The 21,559-nt window shown below is 57.6% G+C and carries 13 protein-coding genes, 1 tRNA gene, 2 rRNA genes and 4 pseudogenes (1 of these 20 only partly in view); 11 read left to right on the forward strand and 9 right to left on the reverse strand.

Going from position 1 to position 21,559, the window contains the following annotated elements; genetic code table 11:
- The 3 genes from ACU5AZ_RS11665 to ACU5AZ_RS11675 form a co-directional block, all read left to right on the forward strand.
- A 23S ribosomal RNA gene (locus ACU5AZ_RS11665) occupies positions 1–2,356 on the forward strand; it begins 445 nt to the left of the window's first position.
- Positions 2,357–2,557: 201 nt separating this feature from the next.
- A 5S ribosomal RNA gene (gene rrf / locus ACU5AZ_RS11670) occupies positions 2,558–2,672 on the forward strand.
- 152 nt (positions 2,673–2,824) lie between these two features.
- Positions 2,825–2,901: transfer RNA gene (locus ACU5AZ_RS11675), tRNA-Met, on the forward strand.
- 80 nt (positions 2,902–2,981) lie between these two features.
- Here the strand turns inward: ACU5AZ_RS11675 and ACU5AZ_RS11680 are convergent.
- A protein-coding gene (locus tag ACU5AZ_RS11680; RefSeq protein WP_446822318.1) for an IS3 family transposase occupies positions 2,982–4,171 on the reverse strand; the annotation gives its coding sequence in 2 pieces (ribosomal slippage) (positions 2,982–3,919 and positions 3,919–4,171; 1,191 coding nt in all).
- 63 nt (positions 4,172–4,234) lie between these two features.
- Here ACU5AZ_RS11680 and ACU5AZ_RS11685 point away from each other — a divergent pair.
- Positions 4,235–4,704: pseudogene (locus tag ACU5AZ_RS11685) on the forward strand (integrase core domain-containing protein); the annotation flags it as partial.
- Between the two features lie 61 nt (positions 4,705–4,765).
- Positions 4,766–4,933: pseudogene (locus ACU5AZ_RS11690) on the forward strand (integrase core domain-containing protein); the annotation flags it as partial.
- 142 nt (positions 4,934–5,075) lie between these two features.
- Here ACU5AZ_RS11690 and ACU5AZ_RS11695 read toward each other — a convergent pair.
- From ACU5AZ_RS11695 to ACU5AZ_RS11715, 5 genes and pseudogenes are all read right to left on the reverse strand, one after another.
- A pseudogene (locus tag ACU5AZ_RS11695) lies at positions 5,076–5,522 on the reverse strand (6,7-dimethyl-8-ribityllumazine synthase); the annotation flags it as partial.
- Between the two features lie 14 nt (positions 5,523–5,536).
- A complete protein-coding gene (locus ACU5AZ_RS11700; protein WP_446822540.1) occupies positions 5,537–6,046 on the reverse strand; it encodes a flavin reductase family protein in 510 nt (169 codons plus the stop codon).
- 62 nt (positions 6,047–6,108) lie between these two features.
- Positions 6,109–7,494, reverse strand: a complete 1,386-nt coding sequence (locus ACU5AZ_RS11705) for an NtaA/DmoA family FMN-dependent monooxygenase (RefSeq protein WP_446822541.1) — start codon at positions 7,492–7,494, stop codon at positions 6,109–6,111.
- A gap of 359 nt (positions 7,495–7,853) precedes the next feature.
- A complete protein-coding gene (gene ribA / locus ACU5AZ_RS11710; RefSeq protein WP_446822542.1) occupies positions 7,854–8,471 on the reverse strand; it encodes a GTP cyclohydrolase II in 618 nt (205 codons plus the stop codon).
- 119 nt (positions 8,472–8,590) lie between these two features.
- A complete protein-coding gene (locus ACU5AZ_RS11715) occupies positions 8,591–10,003 on the reverse strand; it encodes an acyl-CoA dehydrogenase family protein (protein WP_446822543.1) in 1,413 nt (470 codons plus the stop codon).
- A gap of 174 nt (positions 10,004–10,177) precedes the next feature.
- Here ACU5AZ_RS11715 and ACU5AZ_RS11720 point away from each other — a divergent pair, with 174 nt between their 5' ends.
- Positions 10,178–10,816: a helix-turn-helix transcriptional regulator gene (locus ACU5AZ_RS11720; RefSeq protein WP_446822544.1), complete on the forward strand. Its 639-nt coding sequence runs from the start codon at positions 10,178–10,180 to the stop codon at positions 10,814–10,816.
- Between the two features lie 10 nt (positions 10,817–10,826).
- Here ACU5AZ_RS11720 and ACU5AZ_RS11725 read toward each other — a convergent pair whose 3' ends face one another.
- Entirely contained in the window at positions 10,827–12,122 is a 1,296-nt protein-coding gene (locus tag ACU5AZ_RS11725) for an acyl-CoA dehydrogenase family protein (protein WP_446822545.1), read from the reverse strand.
- A gap of 164 nt (positions 12,123–12,286) precedes the next feature.
- Here ACU5AZ_RS11725 and ACU5AZ_RS11730 point away from each other — a divergent pair, with 164 nt between their 5' ends.
- Positions 12,287–13,222 (forward strand): AraC-like ligand-binding domain-containing protein, encoded by a 936-nt coding sequence (locus ACU5AZ_RS11730; protein ID WP_446822546.1) that lies wholly within the window; start codon positions 12,287–12,289, stop codon positions 13,220–13,222.
- Between the two features lie 473 nt (positions 13,223–13,695).
- Here the strand turns inward: ACU5AZ_RS11730 and ACU5AZ_RS11735 are convergent, their stop codons facing one another.
- Both ACU5AZ_RS11735 and ACU5AZ_RS11740 read right to left on the reverse strand, forming a co-directional pair.
- Positions 13,696–16,143 carry a GcvT family protein gene (locus ACU5AZ_RS11735; protein WP_446822547.1) on the reverse strand — a complete coding sequence of 816 codons (2,448 nt, stop codon included), beginning with the start codon at positions 16,141–16,143 and terminating at the stop codon, positions 13,696–13,698.
- A complete protein-coding gene (locus ACU5AZ_RS11740) occupies positions 16,140–18,590 on the reverse strand; it encodes a GcvT family protein (protein WP_446822548.1) in 2,451 nt (816 codons plus the stop codon). The genes ACU5AZ_RS11735 and ACU5AZ_RS11740 overlap by 4 nt, the downstream gene beginning before the upstream one ends.
- A gap of 550 nt (positions 18,591–19,140) precedes the next feature.
- Between ACU5AZ_RS11740 and ACU5AZ_RS11745 the strand changes: the two genes are divergently transcribed.
- From ACU5AZ_RS11745 to ACU5AZ_RS11760, 4 genes and pseudogenes are all read left to right on the forward strand, one after another.
- Positions 19,141–19,746, forward strand: coding sequence for a helix-turn-helix domain-containing protein (locus ACU5AZ_RS11745; RefSeq protein WP_446822549.1), 606 nt, complete (start codon positions 19,141–19,143; stop codon positions 19,744–19,746).
- A gap of 311 nt (positions 19,747–20,057) precedes the next feature.
- Positions 20,058–20,384, forward strand: a complete 327-nt coding sequence (locus ACU5AZ_RS11750) for a hypothetical protein (RefSeq protein WP_446822550.1) — start codon at positions 20,058–20,060, stop codon at positions 20,382–20,384.
- Positions 20,353–20,520, forward strand: a pseudogene (locus ACU5AZ_RS11755) (IS3 family transposase); the annotation flags it as partial. The gene ACU5AZ_RS11750 and the pseudogene ACU5AZ_RS11755, both read left to right, overlap by 32 nt.
- 225 nt (positions 20,521–20,745) lie before the next feature.
- On the forward strand, positions 20,746–21,483 hold the full coding sequence (locus ACU5AZ_RS11760; RefSeq protein ID WP_446822551.1) for an MOSC domain-containing protein: 738 nt from the start codon (positions 20,746–20,748) through the stop codon (positions 21,481–21,483).
- Positions 21,484–21,559 lie beyond the last annotated feature (76 nt).

Here is a 21,559-nt window from a genome sequence, read left to right on the forward strand (position 1 = left end):
GGGAGACCACTCTCCAAGCCTAAGTACTCGTGCATGACCGATAGCGAACAAGTACCGTGAGGGAAAGGTGAAAAGCACCCCGACAAGGGGAGTGAAATAGAACCTGAAACCGGATGCCTACAAACAGTTGGAGGGGGCAACCCTGACAGCGTACCTTTTGTATAATGGGTCAACGACTTAGTGTAACATGCAAGCTTAAGCCGGTAGGTGTAGGCGTAGCGAAAGCGAGTCTGAATAGGGCGACCATAGTATGTTGCATTAGACCCGAAACCGAGTGATCTAGCCATGAGCAGGTTGAAGGTTGGGTAACACCAACTGGAGGACCGAACCCGCATCTGTTGCAATAGATTGGGATGACTTGTGGCTAGGGGTGAAAGGCCAATCAAACTCGGAGATAGCTGGTTCTCCGCGAAATCTATTTAGGTAGAGCGTCGAGCGAATACCCCCGGGGGTAGAGCACTGGATGGGCTATGGGGACTCACCGTCTTACTGATCCTAACCAAACTGCGAATACCGGGGAGTACTACTCGGCAGACACACGGCGGGTGCTAACGTCCGTCGTGAAGAGGGCAACAACCCTGACCTCCAGCTAAGGTCCCCAAGTCATGGCTAAGTGGGAAAGGATGTGAGGATCCCAAAACAACCAGGATGTTGGCTTAGAAGCAGCCATCATTTAAAGAAAGCGTAACAGCTCACTGGTCTAAATAAGGGTCTTTGCGCCGAAAATGTAACGGGGCTAAAGCCATGCACCGAAGCTGAGGATGTGCAGTTTACTGCACGTGGTAGCGGAGCGTTCCGTAAGTCTGTGAAGGGATACCTGTGAGGGGTCCTGGAGATATCGGAAGTGCGAATGTTGACATGAGTAACGATAAAGGGGGTGAGAGACCCCCTCGCCGAAAGACCAAGGGTTCCTGCTTAAAGTTAATCTGAGCAGGGTTAGCCGGCCCCTAAGACGAGGCGGAAACGCGTAGTCGATGGGAACCACGTTAATATTCGTGGGCCTGGTGGTAGTGACGGATTGCGACTGTTGTACTGACTTATTGGATTGTCAGTGCTGCTTAGCGGTTCCAGGAAATAGCTCCACCGTATAGACCGTACCCGAAACCGACACAGGTGGTCAGGTAGAGTATACCAAGGCGCTTGAGAGAACTGCGTTGAAGGAACTCGGCAAATTGCACGCGTAACTTCGGAAGAAGCGTGACCCTTATTTACGCAAGTAGATGAGGGTGGCACAGACCAGGGGGTAGCGACTGTTTATCAAAAACACAGGGCTCTGCGAAGTCGCAAGACGACGTATAGGGTCTGACGCCTGCCCGGTGCTGGAAGGTTAAGAGGAGGGGTGCAAGCTCTGAATCGAAGCCCCAGTAAACGGCGGCCGTAACTATAACGGTCCTAAGGTAGCGAAATTCCTTGTCGGGTAAGTTCCGACCTGCACGAATGGCGTAACGACTTCCCCGCTGTCTCCAACGCAGACTCAGTGAAATTGAATTCCCCGTGAAGATGCGGGGTTCCTGCGGTCAGACGGAAAGACCCCGTGCACCTTTACTATAGCTTTACACTGGCATTCGCCAAGGCATGTGTAGGATAGGTGGTAGGCTTTGAAGCAGGGACGCCAGTTCTTGTGGAGCCATCCTTGAAATACCACCCTTATCTTCGTGGATGTCTAACCGCGGTCCGTCATCCGGATCCGGGACAGTGTATGGTGGGTAGTTTGACTGGGGCGGTCGCCTCCTAAAGAGTAACGGAGGCGCGCGATGGTGGGCTCAGACCGGTCGGAAATCGGTCGTCGAGTGCAATGGCATAAGCCCGCCTGACTGCGAGACTGACAAGTCGAGCAGAGACGAAAGTCGGTCATAGTGATCCGGTGGTCCCGCGTGGAAGGGCCATCGCTCAACGGATAAAAGGTACGCCGGGGATAACAGGCTGATGACCCCCAAGAGTCCATATCGACGGGGTTGTTTGGCACCTCGATGTCGGCTCATCGCATCCTGGGGCTGGAGCAGGTCCCAAGGGTTTGGCTGTTCGCCAATTAAAGCGGTACGTGAGCTGGGTTCAGAACGTCGTGAGACAGTTCGGTCCCTATCTGCCGTGGGTGTAGGAATATTGACAGGATCTGTCCCTAGTACGAGAGGACCGGGATGGACATATCTCTGGTGGACCTGTTGTCGCGCCAGCGGCATAGCAGGGTAGCTATATATGGAAGGGATAACCGCTGAAGGCATCTAAGCGGGAAACCCACCTGAAAACGAGTGTTCCCTATCAGAGCCGTGGAAGACGACCACGTTGATAGGCCGGGTGTGGACGTGCAGCAATGCATGAAGCTTACCGGTACTAATAGCTCGATCGGCTTGATCGTTCTCATTGATCAATGATCATCGAAAAAAAGATGATCATCTTGTCCTGACGCTGTCGCGGCTTTCGCCGCTACGCTCCGGACGGGCCGCGCCAAAAGGCGCGACGGCCGTTCGGCCTTGCGAAGCTTCGCTTCGTCAAGTGCCAGACGGACAGGCCCAAACGCGATCAAAAATCCAGCTTCTCATGTTTTGCCCTTTGCCGACCTGGTGGTTATGGCGGGGCGGCCGCACCCGTTCCCATTCCGAACACGGCCGTGAAACGCCCCAGCGCCAATGGTACTTCGTCTCAAGACGCGGGAGAGTAGGTCGCTGCCAGGTCTGCAAAAGGCAAAACAAATCTTCTCATTCACAAACCCAAGGGCCTCATGCCCAAGACGAGGCCGCATCCAAAGCGGCCTTTTGCTTTTGAGGCAGACACTCATCAGGCTAAGCCTGAAATCGCTCCCGGGACAAAACCCGGAAACATATAACGCGGGGTGGAGCAGCCCGGTAGCTCGTCAGGCTCATAACCTGAAGGCCGCAGGTTCAAATCCTGCCCCCGCAACCAATAAAAACATAAGTCGCTCATCACACCGATATAACAGCGGCTTAACCGCCAAATCGATCCTATGACCTGCCACTGAACTTTCACCCAGCGGCGACTAGAGCCGCGGCGGTTTTGAATACGCCAACAGGCGCGGTGTGAGCAACCGGCGGAAACGCGAAGCTTTCATCTTGCGCAGCGTTGGAGCCGGTTGCGGCGATGGTCCCGGCAAAGTCTGCCGGGGTTTGGTATCCGAGCGATGAGTGCGGCCGAAAAGTATTGTAATCGTCCGCCCATTCGGCAATGGCGCTTCGGGCATGATCGAGGCCGAAGAACAGGCTCTCGTTGAGCAACTCGTCGCGCATCCGACCGTTAAAACTCTCGACATAGCCGTTCTGCATCGGCTTTCCCGGCGCGATGTAGTGCCACTCGACCTTGTGATCCTTCGACCAGGCAAGGATGGCATTCGAGGTTAGTTCGGTGCCGTTGTCGGAGACAATCATTCCTGGCTTGCCGCGTCGTTCGATCAGCGTCGTCAGTTCTCGGGCGACACGTCGACCGGAGATGGATGTGTCCGGGATGGCCGCCAGGCATTCGCGCGTCACATCATCGACAATGTTGAGCACGCGGAAGCGTCTGCCGCAGGCAAACTGGTCATGCACGAAGTCCAGCGACCAGCGGGCATTGGCCTTCGCTTCAACCAGGATCGGCGCACGCGTGCCGCCCGCACGCCGCCGGGCTTTTCGCTTGCGAACGGAAAGACCTTCCTCGCGATAGAGCCGGTAGATGCGATTGACGCCGGACGGCTCTCCGTCCCGCCGAAGCAGGACGAACAGTCGCCGGTATCCGAAACGCCTTCGCTCATTGGCGAGGTCGCGCAGCTTCGCCCGCAATTCTACCTCCGGCGGTCGGCAGGACCGATATCGCACCATCTTCCGATCCGCAGATATAATCTGGCAGGCCCGCCGTTCCGAAAGACCCATGACGGTCTTCAGATGCGTGACGGCGTCGCGTTTGGCGGCGGGCCCTACCATTTTTTTGCAAGAAGCTCGCGAACTGCGGCTGCATCCAACATCTGTTCGGCCAGCAGCTTCTTCAGTCTCGCGTTCTCGTCTTCAAGTGCCTTCAGCCGCTTCGCCTCGGAGACTTCCATGCCGCCGTATTTGGCTTTCCAATTATAAAACGTTGCTTCTGAAATCCCGTGCTTGCGGCAAAGGTCGGCCGCTTTCGCGCCAGCCTCCTGCTCCTTCAGCACCGCAATAATCTGCTCTTCCGTAAATCGCTGCTTCTTCATTCGTCCGTCCTTTGATGGGCCGGACTCTAATCCAATCTGGAGGAAATTCTCAGTGGCAGGTCAGTCAGCGATGCCTTCACCGACGGTCGCCGCTTTCGGGTGCTGGCGGTGGTCGACGACTTCACCCGCGAATGCCTGTGCCTGGTCGCCGACACTTCCCTGTCGGGCGCGCGACTTGCCCGCTAGTTGGACTGCCTCATCGCCAGACGGGGAAAGCCGAAGACGATCGTCTCGGACAAAACGGTACGGAGATGACCTGCATGGCCATCCTCAAATGGTGCCAGGAGACAAAGGTCGAATGGCACTACATCGCCCCCGGCAAGCCGATGCAAAACGGCTTCGTCGAAAGCTTCAACGGCAGCCTCCGTGACGAGTGCCGGAACGAGACCCTGTTCTCGTCGCTTACTCAAGCCCGCGCCGCCATCACCGCTTGGAAGGAGGATTACAACAGGAACAGACCCCACTTGTCGCTGGGCAATATCACGCCCAGCGAGTTCGCAATGAAAATGGCACTGGAAAAACAGGCCGCATGAGGCCAGATTGAAAACCCAAGACTCTCCCGAAAATGGGAGGGAAATCGGGTCTCAGGTCATCAGGTTCGAATGCCTGAACACCCACTGGTTCCTGACACTTGCGGTTTCCCGCGAAAAGTTGGAGACTTGGCGTCGATGCTACAACGAGGAACGTCCTCACTCGGAGATCGGTTATAACGTCCCGATCGCCCTGCATAATCTTGGTGGCGCAACCAGCCAGCCATCGTGATCAGAGCCGGAAAACTCCAGCTTCCGGCGGTCCAAGGTTTGGTCCCAGAGCACTAACGCGGAAGACTCCACTCAGAAGCGATCCAGTTTTCGGGATCAGAGCCGTTCGGGCCACATTCGGTCGTGCCAGTGTCGGCTGCAAGAGCTTCGATCCTGGCATGGGCTTTAAGAACGCCTAGGACAGCAGAGGCCGCCTCCTCCCCCTTTTTCACAAAGTGATCGAGGAAGAACTCCCGGTGAGGACCCGCGTCATGGAAATGGTGAGGTGTCAACGAGACAGAGAGGACAGGGACATCCATATCAAGACCAACCGTCATCAGGCCTTCGACGACCGTAGCCGCAACGAATTCGTGTCGATAGATTCCTCCATCAACCACAAGGGCTGCACATACAATCGCGTCGTATCGGCCTGTCTTCGCCATCTTTCTCGCGGCCAGCGGCAACTCAAATGCGCCTGGTACGTCCACAACGTCGATAGTGTGACTGGTCATTTTAGATTTGAATCCCAGGAGAGCCTGCTCAACTGTTTCGGCATGCCACGAAGCTTTGATGAACGCTATGCGATATGTACTGGTATTTATGGTCTCCATTTTCGTTCTCCTGGCTATGCAACCTGAGGCAGCGTCATGATGCTTCGGTTGAAATAAATCAGTGGCACACTCCCTCTTTCACCGCTGGCGATGTGGACGTCGCAAACGAAAATTGTGTGAGTTCCTGATCGCATTGTTTCATGAACGGAGCAGCTGAAGCGTGCGCACGCCCCTTCCAGGACCGGCTGGCCCAGTTCGTCGACAGTCCACTGACCTATCTCGAACCGCTTCTCCGGCGAGACCTGGCCACCGAAGGCGGCGGCCACGGCCTCCTGACCCTCGGACAGAATGTTCAAACTAAGTCGGCCGTTTTCCAGAACGATCGGGTGCGCGGAGGCCGTCGTATTCACACAAACGAGAAGTCGGGGCGGTTCTTGGCATACGGAACAGGCCGCGGTCACCGTGAGACCACCACGCCCGGCCTTGCCGTCGGTTGTGACAACTTTGACGGCTGCTGCCATCATCGCCATCGCGTCCTTGAAACGGTCCGCGTTTGCGGCACCAATTTTCATGTCAATCAACATATTAGTTCCCCATCTGGATTGAAGGAAGGATCCGGCAAGCCGGATCCTGATCGTAGGGATGGTTATTCGGCGGCAACCGGTGCAGCATTCGAGAACGCGTTTCGGTATGCGGCACCCGGATGATTGTCGGGAAGCAGCGGGCCCCGTCCGAACAGCTTCTGGCGAAGCGGGCCTTCGGCATAGTCCCGTTGAGCCAAACCGCGCGCCTGAAGCACCGGAGTCACATGGTCGATGAAATCGAGATAGGTCTCGGGATGAAGCTGGCAGATCATGTTGATGCCATCCACGCCCGCGTCCTGCCATCGCTCGAGCTCATCTGCAATGGTTTCCGGCGTGCCCACGATGCGGCAGTTATAGGAGAGCGCGTTGGCGACTTCCTTCACCGTCGCCTTCTCGCCGTTCGACTTTCCCATTTCTATCATACGCGCATAGCCCTGAAGGCCATCGAGACCGGACTCGTCAACTGGCTTGTCGGGATCAAGATTAGACAGATCGACGCCCATATCGCGGCTCACATGGGCGGCGAGCCCTTCGTAAAGGACCCACTCGTCGATTTCCGCAGCTTTCCGGGCAGCCTCTTCCATGGTGCTGCCGACCACGAATGACAAACCCTGGATGAATTTCAGGTCCTCGGGTCCCCGTCCAACCTGTTCGGCAACCTTTTTTGTACCGGCGATGCCAATACGAGCGCCGTTCACATTGGGATAGAGAATGAAGGTGCCCTCAGCGTGCTGCGCAGCAAATTGGCTGCCGCGTTTGGAGGCGCCGGCTTGGTAAAGCATGGGCGTGCGTTGGGGCGATGGAGCCACCAGATGCGGTCCCTGGACCTTGTATCGCTCGCCGACGTGATTGATATGATGCACCTTTGTGTGCTCACTGAACACGCCTCTCTCACGGTCGGCGACCATCGCGCCGGCTTCCCATGATCCTTCGAAGAGCTTGTAGACGACGTCCATATATTCATCCGCCCAGTCGTAGCGCTGGTCGTGCGGAACGATCTTGTCATGTCCGAAATTGCGAGCTGCATTATCGGTCACGCTTGTCACGATGTTCCAGCCAATTCGTCCGCGGCTGATGTGGTCGAGCGTGGAGGCCTTCTTCGCGAAAGCGAAGGGGTGTTCGGATAGGATCGAGCTCGTGAACACCAGGCCGAGGTTCTTTGTTACTCCAGCGAGGGCGGCGCAAAGCGTGAAGGTGTCGTTGCAGGGCATGTGGAGCCCCTGTTCGAAATAGGCGTCCCACTTGCCATCATAGGCCGGATCGATACCAAGGATGTCGGCGAAAAAGATCGCGTCGAACTTTCCCTCTTCGAGTTTTTTGACAAGATTTGCCCACGTGTCAAAGTCATTGAATTTCGCGAGCTGGTTCCTCGGATGCCGCCATGTGCCGTGATAGATATGTGAGGGCACGTTCATGGTGAAGCAGTTGAAAATCATACGTTTGCGCATCTTGCTGTTCCCTTTGATTATCGTTGGCCTAGAACCCAAAAGTTATGCTGCACTGCGGCAATCGTCTTGCCTTAAAGAGAACACTGTCTGTTCTGAGCGTGCAAAAAATCGGCTTCTGGCAGGTGGTTTCTCGGGAATGACCGGCAGAAGGGTATTTCCAGGTGCCGTCTTGGAGGAGACGATACCCGCTTGGTGTGGATTGGCCTTCCCGAGGTTACCGTCAGCGGAAATTTCGAGGCCAAGATCGGAGCCACCGGCATTCGAAACGACGTGGGAACGTGTGTCGCTGTAGGTGTGGGCCGCGCGCATGCGTGGTCCTCAAGGCGAACAGGAATTTGCAAACGTCATTTCGGAGGCGTTCAGCCCAGAGCCTCAAGAAAATGGCCGAAACGGTCTCTCTTGGCGGCGAGATAGGCCGAGTTCGACGCGTTGATCGCGCCAATCAGTCCTCGCCGGCGAGAAACCACGATTCCGGCCGCCACAAGCTTCGAAACCTTAGCGGGATTGTTCGTCAGAAGCTCAACTTTCGTCAGTCCGAGATCACGAAGGATGGCCGCAGCCGCTTCAAATTCGCGAGCATCGCCCGCAAAGCCGAGTTGCTCGTTGGCATCCAATGTATCGAGGCCTGAGTCCTGCAGGGCATATGCGGCGATTTTGTTTGCCAGCCCGATACCTCTTCCTTCGTGGCCACGCAGATAGACCATACATCCAGATCCGGCTTCTCCGATGATCCTCAGAGCACCGTCCAGTTGTTCGCCACAGTCGCATCGAAGGGATCCCAAGGCCTCTCCTGTCAGGCATTCGGAGTGCACGCGGACGATTGGTGTCTCCTGCCGCTCGGGCTGTCCGCAGACCATTGCGAGATGTTCAATGCCTGAGAGAACGTCACGATAGGCAACCGCTCTGAAGAGGCCGTATCGGGATGGCATTGCGGCTTCAGAGTATCGAACGACACGTGTCTCCTGTGGAGGGGGCATCCGTATGGTCTCCTGTCCTCGGTTGGTCCATGGGCGTTCGGCACCGGCAACGCCGAACGGGGCAATCCGAACGACCCGGGCAGGCGGGCTGTCCGGGTCTTCGCGTTCGTTCCGGGACGTTATTCCGCGGCAACCGCAGCTGCATTGGAGTATCTCTTGTCCCAGTCGGCGACGGTGCCGATGCTTTCCATCGATTTCTCGAACACGACGGTCTCGTCCTCCATGATCGCACGGGGATTGAACCCTTCGTCAGCGATAACGCCATGGACGCGACGCCGCTGCATTCCCATGTTGCCCCCATCATAGATCGGCAAGACCGAGGCTTCACGGAGATAGCGCCCGAAGGCGTATTCAGTGCTTAGGCTGTTGACGCCGACGACCTGCATGCATTTGTAGATAACGTCGAACATGGCCTCGGTCGTATTGATCTTGCACATGGCGCCAACAAGTTCGGCATGCTGCTCGTGCTTGTCGAGATAGTCCGACGTGCGCCAGCAGAAGTAACGGGCCGACTCGATTTTCGCTGCGCAGTCTCCCAGAATGTAACCCACATTCTGGAAGCGGATGATCGGCGTCAGCGAACCTGCTGTATTGCTCTTGCAAAACTTCAGAGCAAGTTCGTAGGCGGAGCGGGCCATCCCGACGGCGGCGATGCCTGCGACCGGGCCGGACCAGGCGAAGTTCCGGTTGATGACGAAGTCGCCATTGCCTTCCGCACCCGGCAGGAGGTTCTCGACGGGTACGCGCGCGTTATTGAAGGTGATCAACGCATTGGATGCGGTACGGTGACCCTCCTTGTTGACAAACTGATAGCTTATGCCGGGCGTGCCGCGCTCCACGACGATTGCGGAAAGACCCTTGGTGCCGCCAGCATCCGGGTCGGTGCGGACGATCACGGTCTGGGCATTGACGCCCTTGGCATCCCACCCGCCTGCCGACGACCACTTCTTTTGACCATTCAGGACGAAGTGATCGCCATCGCGGACCGCCGTCAGTCCGATACCCGCAGGCCTCGGGAACGGATTGTCGAAGTTGGCGGTGCCGCCCGTGCCGCCCGGCGGCTCGCCCGCAGTCCAGCCGCCGAGGAATTCACCCGTCGGATCCGAAGTTGCCGCTCCGATGAAGCGTTTTTTTTGCTCCTCCGTGCCGTACCAGGATACCGGCATCAGGCCGAGACCGTTGCAAAGGACAGTGCATGCGAAACCGGGATCGATTGCGCAGATTTCCTCGGCGGCAATGGTAAAGTCCAGGCACGACATTCCGCCGCCGCCGTATTCCTTCGGCAGCATCGCCATGGCGATGCCAGCCTTGTAAGCCTCGATATAAGCTCCCTTGGTCATGGCATGCGCCACCAGCGGATCGGGTTCGCGATCAGCTTCCGGAACGACCGGCGCAAGAATGTTTTCCGCAAACTCGCGTGCCGTCGCCTGAATTCTTCGCTGTTCAGGTGACATTGTGAAGTCAATTGCCATTGAAGTTCCCCTTATGAACGGCCGCCCGGTATGGTCGGCCTCTGATGCGCCCTTCGTCATGCCGGACGTGGATGCGGGCTTACGGTACTTTTGGCATAAAAAAATGTCAAAACATTTTTATGTTGAAAAAGTAGGCAGTTGTGCTTAAATTCTGATCGAAATGCCTCTCGGGGCAGATGTTGTTAAATGGCTGGTGCGCCTTTATAAAAAAGCCGGTGTGTCGAAGGGGATTGAATGATGCTCAGCGGAGGAGGGACCCAGCGACGACTGCTCGCACAGCTTCTTGATGTCAAAAACGGTCTTTCGATCGACGATTTGGCACAGCGGCTCGATATCAGTCGGACGGCGGTCAAACAGCATCTTTCCGGGCTTGAGCGGGACGGTTACGTGGCGCGCGGAACCGCGCGCAAGACGGCCGGGCGTCCGGAGCAGACCTTCGTCCTTACTGACGACGGGATCGACGTATTTCCCAAGCAGTATTCATGGTTTTCCCGGGTGCTTCTGCAAACCCTCAGGTCGCGCATCGGCGAGGCCGATCTCGGGGAATTCATGTTCAATCTCGGCGTCGACATGTCCGCTGCGGCCCTGCCGCGCATCACTGGAAAAACCAGGAGCGAGCGCATTTTAGAGATCGTTCGTATCATGAACGAGACAGGGTTTGTCGCGCAGGCAATCGAGGGTGATGCCGGAAGCCTTGCTCGCATTGCATGCAAGAACTGCGTCTATCATGATCTGGCGAAGGATCATCCAGAAGTCTGTCGATTTGACATCGGCTTTATCAGTGGACTGATGGGGGCGGATGTGGAGCAGGAAGAGTGCATGCAGCGGGACGACGGACAAGTCTGTCGGTTCCGCTTCATTCCTTACGCCTAGCCAACTCTCGTTAGATCAGCGTCTTATCGAAGGGAGTGGCGGCAAGGTCCATGAAGGCTCGTGGAGCGAAGTCATCATGGCGCATCACGGTCCAGATTTTCCGCATTTGCATCCCCATGTTTCCCGCGTCGTACAAAGGGAAGACTGCCGCTTCGCGGAGATAGCGCTCGACCGGATGTCGGCGATCCAGCGCATTGACGCCCATCACTTTCATTGCACGGAAAACCGCGTCGAACAGCGTCTCTCCGCAGAACACCTTCGCCATAGCGCAGATGGCATGCCCATGGCTTTCATTGTTGTCCAGATAATGCGCAGCCTTCCAGGCGAAAGCGCGGCACGCTTCGATCTTCATGGCGATGTCTGCGAGCGAATAGCCCACGGCCTGGTGGTTTATGATGGGCGTCGGCCCTCCTCCCGTGTAATTTTTGGACCATTCGAGTACATATTCGTAGGCAGAGCGGGCAACTCCGACGGCTGCGATCGCCGCAACGGGGCCAGACCATGTGAACGCCCGCGAAATTGCCAGGTCGCCCTGTCCGATCGCGAAGGCGTTTTCTTCCGGGACCCGGCAGTCTCTGAACACGATCGAGTTGTTCTGGCAGATGCGGTGGCCCAGCTTCGAGATAGGTTCCTCATACTCAACTCCGGCCGTGCCCCTGGGAATGATGATTGCCGACAGCCCTTCATTTCCGCCAAGCTCCGATGCCGTTCGGACGACGCAGACGTTCACATTCGCTCCGGCGAGGTCCCAACCGCCCGCGTTACATGGCCAGTATTTATGCCCATTGAGAACATACTCGCCGTTCGCCCGGTCATGCTTGGCTGTCAGGGATATTCCTGCGGGCCAGGGGGCTGGGTTGTCAAAATTTGCTGTGCCTCCAGGCGATCCCGCAGCTTCGCTGACAGTCCATGCGGCAAGATACTCGCCGCGAGGATCACTCGTCGCAGGCACAAGCCATTTCTGCTTCTGCTCCTCGGAGCCGAACCACACAAGCGGCATCAGGGCAAGACCGTTGACGAGCAGGATCGTGGCAAAACCTGGGTCTACGGCGCAGATTTCTTCAGCGACCACCTGAAGGTCGAGGTTGCTGATTCCGCCTCCTCCGTACTGCTTGGGAATAAAGCCGGTTGCAAAGCCAAGTTTGTATGATTCTATGTAGGCACCCTTGACCTCCTGAAAGGCCCGTTGCGGGTCCGGTTCTTCGTCGGCCTTCCTGATCCGCGGTGCTAGGATATCGTTCGCAAACTCCCGCGCAATGGATTGCAGGCGCTTCTGGTTGGCGGACAGCGTGAAGTCTATGGCCATGAAGGTCTCCAGAGTTCTTGCTCAGGATAATGCAATCCCCGTGCCAGGACATCGAAGTCCGCATCCCCGAGCGGCCAGTGGAATGCGACAGAGGACGCTTCGCCAGTCGATTGGCATGAAAATTGCCTATCTCTTTCCGAAACGGGAACTTCGGAGGCGACAGTATGGCATCCTGGAATGCAAGCGAATTGCCCGAGCGGGACCGCTTCCCCTATTGGAAGGAAGTTCTCTGCGAAGCCTATATTGCACTGAACCCCACTCTTGAGGGTGAACGACCCTTCCGTGGAGAGGTTCGGGCACACCTTCTCGATTCGATCAACGTGACCACAATCTCTTCGAGCAGGCAGAAAATCCATCGCCGACGTCTGGAAATCAGCCGCATGCCGCGAGAAGTCTACTTTCTCAATTTCCAGGTGAAGGGGCAGTGTCGGATGTTGCAGGGCGGCAGAGAAGCGCTGCTGGAACCAGGCGATTTTTCGCTGGTGGATTCAACCCAACCTTATCTCAATGACTACTGCAGTGATGATTGGACGCAGTACTCCTTCCGTATCCCGAGAGCTCTGCTCAAACCTCTGTTGAGGCAACCCGACAAGCAGACGGCCATAAGGATTACGAACGCGAATCCGATCGCGTCCGTCGCCGGGGATTATTTGAAGTCCATAGCGCGGAACGTGGAACAAATCGAAACCGCTGCGACCCCAATAGCGAACCACATTGTCGAACTGGTCGCCATGGCTGCTGGAGTTTCCGTAGGCGCAGAAGACCGTGCTCGCGGGGCGCTGAGAGCGCAACTTTCGCGATCTCTTGTCCGGTTCATCGGTGCAAACGCCGCGGACCCTGAACTGACGCCCGCCAAGGCAGCTCAACACTTCAAAATATCCGTCCGGTACGTGCACCTTCTCCTTGAGGAAAGCGGTGAGACTTTCAGCCGCCTGCTGCTCAGGCGTCGTTTGGAGCGATGTGCCGAGGATCTCCGCGCCGAGGCTGTCGGTTCGATCGGTGAGATAGCCTTTCGTTGGGGATTCAACGATCTATCGCATTTCAGCAGAACTTTCAGAGGCCATTTCGGAGTGGCTCCCCGGGACTACAGGAGCCGGTAGGTTGCGCGCGTAGGTTCGCGCGAACATAGCGCGTGCGAGGCTTGATCCCTAGACCCTTGGCCCGCAGGCACAATGTCTCCTATTGGCGCAAAGGCGACGAGCCTTCACTGCGAAAAATGACCGCTTTCCGAAACGGCAAGCGACCGCGCGTACGGCCGACTTGGGGCGCTTTGCTGACGTTGGTGGAGGCCATGGCATTGATCCAATTTATTCAGTTTGTGTCTACCTGTCGCCAGACTACTGTTGTTTCAGCAAAACGGGCTGAATTTTCAAGTCTCGGTGTAATCAGGCCCCCGCAACCAATAAAAAAGCCCGCCCTAAAGGCGGGTTTTTTATTCTCAACGCGTCCAGAATTTACGGATACCAGGATACGTGCCGCCTTCTGGAACTGGCGATTTGTCGTGAACGCATCCATCGGCTTGTCAGCTTCTGCGTGTCAGCGATAGACAGGGTGCTGTTCCTTATCGAGCGGGTTAGAGTTTGGTACGATCCGACTTCGGATCGTACATCGGACGTATGGAGGCATCGGCGACGTAGCGCTTGCCGGCGATCTCGATCTCGTAGACCGATGCGAGAACTTGCTCCTCGGTTTCTCCCTCGCAAGGCACGTAGCCCATGCCGATGGCACCCCCTAGGAAGTGGCCGTAGTTGCCGGAGGTGATGATCGAGACAATCTGTCCGTCGCGCACCAGAGCTTCGTTGTGGAACAACAGCGGTTCGGGATCGCGAAGCTTGAACTGAAGCAGACGACGTTTGAGACCCTCTTCCTTCTTCCTGACAACGGCATCGCGGCCGATGAAATCGCCTTTGGAAGGCTTGACGGCAAACCCAAGGCCGGCCTCCAGGACATGATCCTCGTCGGTGATGTCGTGACCGAAGTGACGGAAGCCCTTCTCGATGCGGCACGAGTCGAGCGCATGGAGACCGCAGAGCTTCATCCCGAATTCCTTGCCTGCCTCCTCGAGCGCTTCGAACACGTGGGCCGTCTGGTCGCTCGAGACATAGAGTTCCCAGCCCAGTTCGCCGACGTAGCTCACGCGATGCGCCCGGGCGAGACCCATTCCGATCTCGATCTCCTGTGCCGACCCGAACGGAAATGCCTCGTTCGAGAAATCGTTCGGGCTGACGCGCTGGATCAGCTCGCGCGACTTCGGCCCCATCAGGACCAGCACCGACTCCGCGGCAGTGACGTCGGTGATGACCGCGAACTCCTCCGAGCCAAGATGCTTGCGCATCCACGCGAGATCCCTCTGAAGGGTCGCGCCGGGAACGACGGCGAAGAATGCGGTCTCCGACAATCGGGTGATGGTCAGATCGCTCTCGATGCCACCATGGCTGTTGAGCATCTGGGTATAGACGATACGGCCCGGCGCGACATCCATCTGGTTCGCGCAAATCCGTTGGAGGAAGCCGAGCGCATCGCGGCCCTCGATCCGGATCTTGCCAAACGAGGTCATATCGAAGAGCCCGACACCGTTTCGAATGGCAAGGTGCTCTTCCCTCTGGTTCTCGAACCAGTTCTGACGCTTCCAGCTATATCTGTATTCGCGTTCCTGCCCTTCCCTGGCAAACCAGTTGGCGCGCTCCCAACCCGCGACCTCTCCGAACACAGCACCCCTTGCCTTGAGATGCTCGTGCAGCGGCGAACGACGGATACCGCGCGATGTGGCCATCTGGCGGTATGGGAAGTGGTCGTCATAAAGAAGGCCGAGGGTCTCCGTCACTCGTTCCTTCAGATAGCTGCGGTTCTTCTGGAATGGTTGGGCACGCCGGATGTCCACTTCCCAAAGGTCGAACGGCGGCTCGCCATCGTTCATCCACTGGGCAAGCGCGAAACCTGCGCCGCCGGAGGAGGAGATGCCGATGGAGTTGTAGCCGGCGGCAATCCAGTACCCTTTCAACTCCGGCGCCTCGCCGAGATAATAGCGGTCATCCGGCGTGAAGCTCTCCGGCCCGTTGAAGAACGTGTGGATCCCGGCGGTCTCAAGCATCGGCATGCGGTTTACCGCCTGGGCAAGGATCGGCTCAAAGTGATCGAAGTCTTCCGGAAGCTGGTCGAAGCAGAAGTCCTCCCGGATGCCATCCATGCCCCACGGCTTCGCGACCGGCTCGAATGCGCCGAGCAGCATCTTGCCGGCATCTTCCTTATAGTATGCGCATTCGTCTGGTACCCGAAGGACAGGCAGGCGCGAGAGGTTCTCGATCGCCTCGGTAACGATGTAGAAGTGCTCGCAGGCATGCAGAGGCAGGGTCACGCCGGATCTGGCCGCGAGGTCGCGTCCCCACATGCCGCCGCAGTTGACGACCATGTCGGCGGCGATCGTTCCATCCTCCGTGCCTTTCGACCAGGACACGCCCGTCACACGCCCGTCCTTGCTATGGACGGCCGTCACCTTGACGTTCTCGACAATCTGGGCACCGAGCTGCCGTGCGCCCTTGGCCAGCGCCATGGCGATGTTCGCAGGATCGCACTGACCGTCGAGCGGCAGGTGGACGGCACCGACGACATCCGAAATGTTGAGATGGGGGTAGAGGTTCTTGACTTCCTGGGGCGAGATTTCGGTGACATCGACATCGAATGCCCGTGCGAGCGTCGCCTGGCGGTAAATCTCCTCTTTGCGTTCTTCGGTCAGCGCCACGGTTATGGAACCGTTCTGGCGCATGCCGGTGGCGATGCCCGTCTCGGCCTCGAGCTTGACGTAGAGATCAGCCGAGTACTTGGCCAGCCGGGTCATGTTCTGCGAGGCGCGGAGCTGGCCAATAAGGCCGGCGGCATGCCAGGTGGTGCCGGATGTAAGCTGCTTGCGCTCGAGAAGCACGATGTCCTTCCAGCCCAACTTGGCCAGGTGATAAGCGACCGAGCAGCCCGAAATGCCGCCTCCGATGATGACGACGCGTGCGTGGGATGGAATGTTGCTCATGTGCGAATTCTTTCGTTCTGCGGATCCCAAAGTGGCTCGTCAGCGTGGACCGTTGCGGCATGACGTTGGCCGTAAATTTCGATTTCCAGTTTCGTGCCCGGTTCGTGCAAATCGGCTCGGAGCATGCCGAGAGCGATCGACTTGTTTATCCTGTAACCATACCCGCCGGACGTCGTCTCGCCGACGATGGTATCGCCATGCCAGATCGTGGACATGTATGGCGCGTCGAACTCGCCGGCCTCGACCGTCAGGGTGGCGAAGCGCTTCTTGACACCGGCCTGCTTCTCGAGGGCGAGTGCGGCCTTCCCGATGAAGTCTTCCTTGTCGAACTTGATGAAGCGGTCCAAGCCACCCTGAAGGACCGTGTAGTCGGTGGAAAGGTCGCCCTTCCACGTGCGATAACCCTTTTCCAATCGCAGGGAATCCAGCGCGAACATCCCAAATGGCCGGAGTCCGAAGTCCTTCCCGGCCTCCGTCACGGCGTCATAGATCGACGCCGTGTCCTCGACCCGGCTGTGCAGTTCCCAACCGAGTTCGCCAGCGAAGGATACGCGGACGATGCGGCATGGCCTGCCGCTGATCTCGATTGTCTGATGCGTGAGCCAGCCTCTTGCAAGATCGGCCGCTGGCGCGGCGGCTGCCAGAATGTCCCGGGACCTGGGGCCCGTGAGGATCTGGCAAGAATATTGGTCGGTGACATCGATGATCGAGATGTCGCCGTTGGCAGGCAGGTGCTTTGTCAGCCAGTCCCGGTCGTGCCACTGCGCGGCCGCCGCGGTGATCAGCAGGAATTCGTCCTCATCTACGGCCATCACGGACATTTCAGTGACGATACGGCCTTTTTCGTCGGCGAAGTATGCGAGACCTATGCGGCCTGTCTTCGGGACGAGGCCGGTGGTCAACCCCAGAAGCCACTGGCGTGCGCCCCGACCGCTGACCCTGAAGCGGGAGAAGCCCGGAAGATCAAGGATGCCGGCATGGTCACGGACGGCCAGGCACTCTTCCCGGACGCGCTTCTCCCAGGGGCCATCGCGCCTGAACGTTTCCGTGGAATGCTCGGATGTATCGTCTCCCGGCTGGGCATACCAGTTGGCACGCTCCCATCCGTTGAAGGGGCCGAACTGACCGCCGAGCGCCTGAATGCGGTCATGGATCGGCGAAAGTTTCCGGTCGCGGGCAGCGGGCCACATGTGCTTCGGGAAATGGATGGCGTATTCGTTGCCGTAGATCTCCATCGCCTTGTCGACGCAATATTGTGGATCCGTATAGTCCGTGAAGCGACGAGGATCGCAGGACCACATGTCCCATTCGGTCTGTCCTTCGATGATCCATTCCGCCAGCACCTTGCCGGCACCTCCGCCCTGGGCAATCCCAAAGGTGAATACGCAGGCCTCGAACGCATTCGGCACGCCAGGCATCGGTCCGATGAGCGGATTGCCGTCGGGAGCGTAAGGGATGGGGCCATTGATGACCTTCGACAAGCCGGCGGTTCCCAGGATCGGGACCCGCTCGACTGCATCGTTCAAATACCATTCCAGACGGTCGAGATCATCAGGATAGAGCTGGAAGGAAAAGTCTGCAGGCATTGGATCTTCCGCCGTGTTCCAGTGGACGCGGCAGTTGCGCTCGTAGGGTCCGAGGTTCATCCCGTTCTTTTCCTGGCGCAGATAGTAGGAGCTGTCCACATCGCGCAGAAGTGGCAGCTTGCGGCCGTTCTCGCGGGACCACGCGGCAAGCTCGGGAATTTCGTCGAACAGGATATACTGGTGGCTCATGACGGCCATCGGCACCTCGCGGCGGAACATCCGGCCCACCTCCTGCGCGCGATAACCGGCGGCATTGACGACGAACTCGCAGCGGATCTCGCCCTTCTCGGTGACGACTACCCATTCGTCGTTCTCGCGGCGAGCCGAGGTGACCGGGCAGAACCGAACGATCTTCGCCCCCATGTCGCGGGCACCCTTGGCCAGAGCCTGCGTCAACTGAGCAGGATCAATATCGCCGTCGTTCGGATCATAGAGTGCACCTTTCAGGTCATGCATCTCGAGGAATGGATAGCGCGACTTGATCTCGTCGACCCCCAGCACCTCGATGTCCATGCCCTGATAGCGGCCCATTCCCTTGACCCGCTGGAACTCCTGCATGCGTTCGTCGGTATGGGCCAGGCGCAGAGAGCCGGTCACATGGTAGTTCATCGGGTAGTCGACCTCGGCACCCAAGCGCTTGTAAAGCTCCGTGGAATATCGCTGCATGTTCATCAGCGACCACGACGACGAGAACGTCGGGACGTTGCCGGCCGCGTGCCAGGTCGAGCCGGAGGTCAGTTCGTTCTTCTCGAGCAACACGCAGTCGGTCCAGCCGGCTTTAGCAAGATGATAAAGGCCTGAGACGCCGACGACACCACCACCGATGATGACGACACGGGCCCTTGATGGAAGTTCGGACATTGCAGTCTCCTGGAATTGCTGGAGCGAAGCCGCTCTCATCACTAAACTATCGTGCTGGGGGGACGTCTCGAACTCTGGCATAATGTCGAACAGATCGGCGACGAGCCGAGTGCGTGACCACCGGAGATGATGATTCTCGCTGATGACAGTTCAGGGCGGCACGCACCGCCGATCCGACGCGACAAGCGTGCTGCGGCTTAATCAGAGGGCACACGTGATTGACGTGGGAACCACCCAAAGCGGCGTCCCGTTCAAGATGTCTCATTTTCCCACTCCGGTATCGGGCCCGCTTTTTTCCCTGCAGATGGGGACAGTGCCATCGTCCGTAAAATTTGGACGCTTCAATTCATTTCACATCAAAAAATATTTTACAAGCGTGAAAAAATGACATTGATTTTTCACAAGTAAATATTCAACGTCGTATTCGAAATAAAAAATGCTTGAAAAACCGCGATGGAAATTTCATGGAAGGTTTTGACTCGAACATCAGGCAGTGTCTGTATCTGCACCCAGAACGCACATATTTCTGATTTTCTGCTGAGGAATGCCCATGCCACGTAGAAATTTACCTGCGGTCGAAAAGCTCAATACGGAGGACATTGTCCGCGAGGCAGAGATCGGCGGACAGATCAGGGAACTTAGAAAGGTCAAGGGCTTCACACTACAGCAGGTGGCCGACGCGGCTGAGATCTCCGTAGGTTATCTCAGCCAGATCGAGCGCAACCAGACAAAGCTGCCGATCGGTGTCCTCAAGAAGATCAGCGGCACTCTCGGCGTTCACATGAACTGGTTCTTTCATGCGGACGACGTCCCGAGCATGGAGCGTGATATCGTCGTCCGTGCCCATAACAGACGGCGGTTTGTGTTTACCGGGATAGGCATTGAGGAAGAGCTTCTGTCGCCGAACCTTGGCGGCCCTCTCGAACTCCTGATGAGCACCATCGAGCCCGGCTCCGACAGTGGCGATTATAGCCATGACGGCGTCGAAGCGGGGCTGGTGATCTCGGGGCGTCTGGATCTGTGGGTATCGGGCGTGTTCTTCCAGCTCGAAGAGGGAGACAGTTTTTCCTTCAAGAGCACGGAAACGCATCGTTGCGCCAACAGCGGCGACAAGCCGACGAAGGTTGTGTGGGTTATTACGCCTCCGCACTACTGATAAACAATAGGACTGCTTCGATTCAGGGTTCGATCGGTCCGACTTCACCTTTGGGCACTTCTGTTCACTCTGCTTCGCGGGACGATGGTGCAAGGGGAAGGGCCATGCCATCAGAGTTCATCCTGACCGTGACCTTCACGGCCACGAAGTCTCGCGATGACGTTGAGCGAGTACCGAAGTCTCTGGCCCTCCGGTTCGAGATTAAGACAAAGCTCGTGGAGTCAGACGCAAGCCCAAGGTCGTAGTCATGGTCTCGAAGTTCGACCACGCGATGCTTCACCTTCTCTGCCAGATTCGGATCGGCTGGCTGAATGCGCAAGCCGTGGCAATCAGAACACGTCACGCACGCCAAGTCCGCCGAGGATTTTGTGGCGACCGAACGCGATATCGAAAGCCGGCGTCTCGCGCGCGCCGTTAAAATGCACCTGGAATGCCGCCTTATGCTGAAAGGCCACAAGATGGTCGCACTCGCAGTTTGGCTTTATGGGCGGTTCAATATGAGCCTGTGTGAAGTTGAGGAAATGCTGCCGGAACGTGCGTGGTATCCACTTAATGAGCCGCACGGGATTTGCCGGAAGCTCCAACTTCTGAGAAAGTGGAGCTACGATGAGCAAGACGGCAAACAAGTTTTCGCCTGAAATCCGTGTGCGTGCCATTCGAATGGTACTGGATCACGAAGCCAAGCACTCTTCGCGGTGGGCTGCTGTTTCATCTATCGTGGCCAAGATCGGCAGCACGTTAGCCACTCTGCACAAATGGGTTAAGAAGACCGAGGAGACCAGATCTCCGGGCGACATACGGCCACGCGCTCCCCTCCAGAAAACTGTGAAGACGACCGGATTGTCACCGGCTCAGGCGGATTCGCGCGTTAACATGGAAAGGGCAAAATCTTTGCTGGCCAACTCCAGGATGCCGATGATCGAAAACGCCTCTGGTTTCACCAGAACCTTCAAGCCCGTCTTTGGGACAATGCCGTCGGCGATCGGGGTGATGCACTAGATGCGGCGCGTGGGTAAAATCAAGGAGCTTTGGCGCTATCCGGTGAGTTCCGTGACTGGTGAGCGGCTGGACGAGGTCTCCGTATCCCCGGCGGGGATGGAAGGCGATAGGCGCTACGCTCTCGTCGATGCCGAGACGGGCATCGTCGCTCACCCCGAACGCGACAAGCGCTGGCAGAAGGCGGTGTTCGTGAAGTCGCGCACCGCGCAAACGGGAGGCATCGAGGTTCAGCTTCCCGGTCACGAATGGCTTGGCATCGAGGCGCCTAACCTTACCGCAGCCTTGACCGTGTTCTTCGAATTCGCTGTCGAGTTAAGGCCCTACGAGCGTTCGGCCACTGCGGGAGAAGCAACCTCCTTTGCGGTCGATCGCTACGATGTGTCGCCGCTGCATCTCCTGACCAGCGCATCCGTCGAACACCTGAAATCCCTTCACCCGGCAGGTAACCCCGACCGGCGCCGCTTTCGACCCAACATCTTCATGGACGCAGAGAGCGACGTCACCGGCTTTGCCGAACTCGGCTGGATCGACAAGCCCATCCGCCTTGGATTCGTGGATGGAACGGTGATCGCCCCGACCAAACGCTGCGGCTTCACCATCCTCGCACAGGAGGGTCTGGAAAATGACCCCGAGATTCTGCGCAATGTGATGAAGTTTGGCGCGCGCAACATGGGCGTCTACTGCGCGCCTGGCGCCTCCGGCGTGCTGAAGGTCGGGGATGTGGTGTGCCTTCTTTGAAGGATGGGGACATTCCGCTCGATAGGCGCTCGACTGGCTGCCGCTCCATCCTTTCTCTGCAATTCTGACGCACCAG

It is taken from the genome of Rhizobium sp. PAMB 3182, from assembly GCF_052908355.1.

What these genes read in the sequence shown, in the direction of transcription:
- ACU5AZ_RS11735 (WP_446822547.1), bottom strand. Translation starts at nt 16,143, where the DNA reads ATGAGCAACATTCCATCCCACGCACGCGTCGTCATCATCGGAGGCGGC.
- ACU5AZ_RS11715 (WP_446822543.1), bottom strand. Translation starts at nt 10,003, where the DNA reads ATGACGAAGGGCGCATCAGAGGCCGACCATACCGGGCGGCCGTTCATA.
- ACU5AZ_RS11725 (WP_446822545.1), bottom strand. Translation starts at nt 12,122, where the DNA reads ATGGCCATAGACTTCACGCTGTCCGCCAACCAGAAGCGCCTGCAATCC.
- ACU5AZ_RS11745 (WP_446822549.1), top strand. Translation starts at nt 19,141, where the DNA reads ATGCCACGTAGAAATTTACCTGCGGTCGAAAAGCTCAATACGGAGGAC.
- ACU5AZ_RS11740 (WP_446822548.1), bottom strand. Translation starts at nt 18,590, where the DNA reads ATGTCCGAACTTCCATCAAGGGCCCGTGTCGTCATCATCGGTGGTGGT.
- ACU5AZ_RS11700 (WP_446822540.1), bottom strand. Translation starts at nt 6,046, where the DNA reads ATGTTGATTGACATGAAAATTGGTGCCGCAAACGCGGACCGTTTCAAG.
- ACU5AZ_RS11760 (WP_446822551.1), top strand. Translation starts at nt 20,746, where the DNA reads ATGCGGCGCGTGGGTAAAATCAAGGAGCTTTGGCGCTATCCGGTGAGT.
- ACU5AZ_RS11720 (WP_446822544.1), top strand. Translation starts at nt 10,178, where the DNA reads ATGATGCTCAGCGGAGGAGGGACCCAGCGACGACTGCTCGCACAGCTT.
- ACU5AZ_RS11705 (WP_446822541.1), bottom strand. Translation starts at nt 7,494, where the DNA reads ATGCGCAAACGTATGATTTTCAACTGCTTCACCATGAACGTGCCCTCA.
- ACU5AZ_RS11750 (WP_446822550.1), top strand. Translation starts at nt 20,058, where the DNA reads ATGCGCAAGCCGTGGCAATCAGAACACGTCACGCACGCCAAGTCCGCC.
- ACU5AZ_RS11730 (WP_446822546.1), top strand. Translation starts at nt 12,287, where the DNA reads ATGGCATCCTGGAATGCAAGCGAATTGCCCGAGCGGGACCGCTTCCCC.
- ribA (WP_446822542.1), bottom strand. Translation starts at nt 8,471, where the DNA reads ATGCCCCCTCCACAGGAGACACGTGTCGTTCGATACTCTGAAGCCGCA.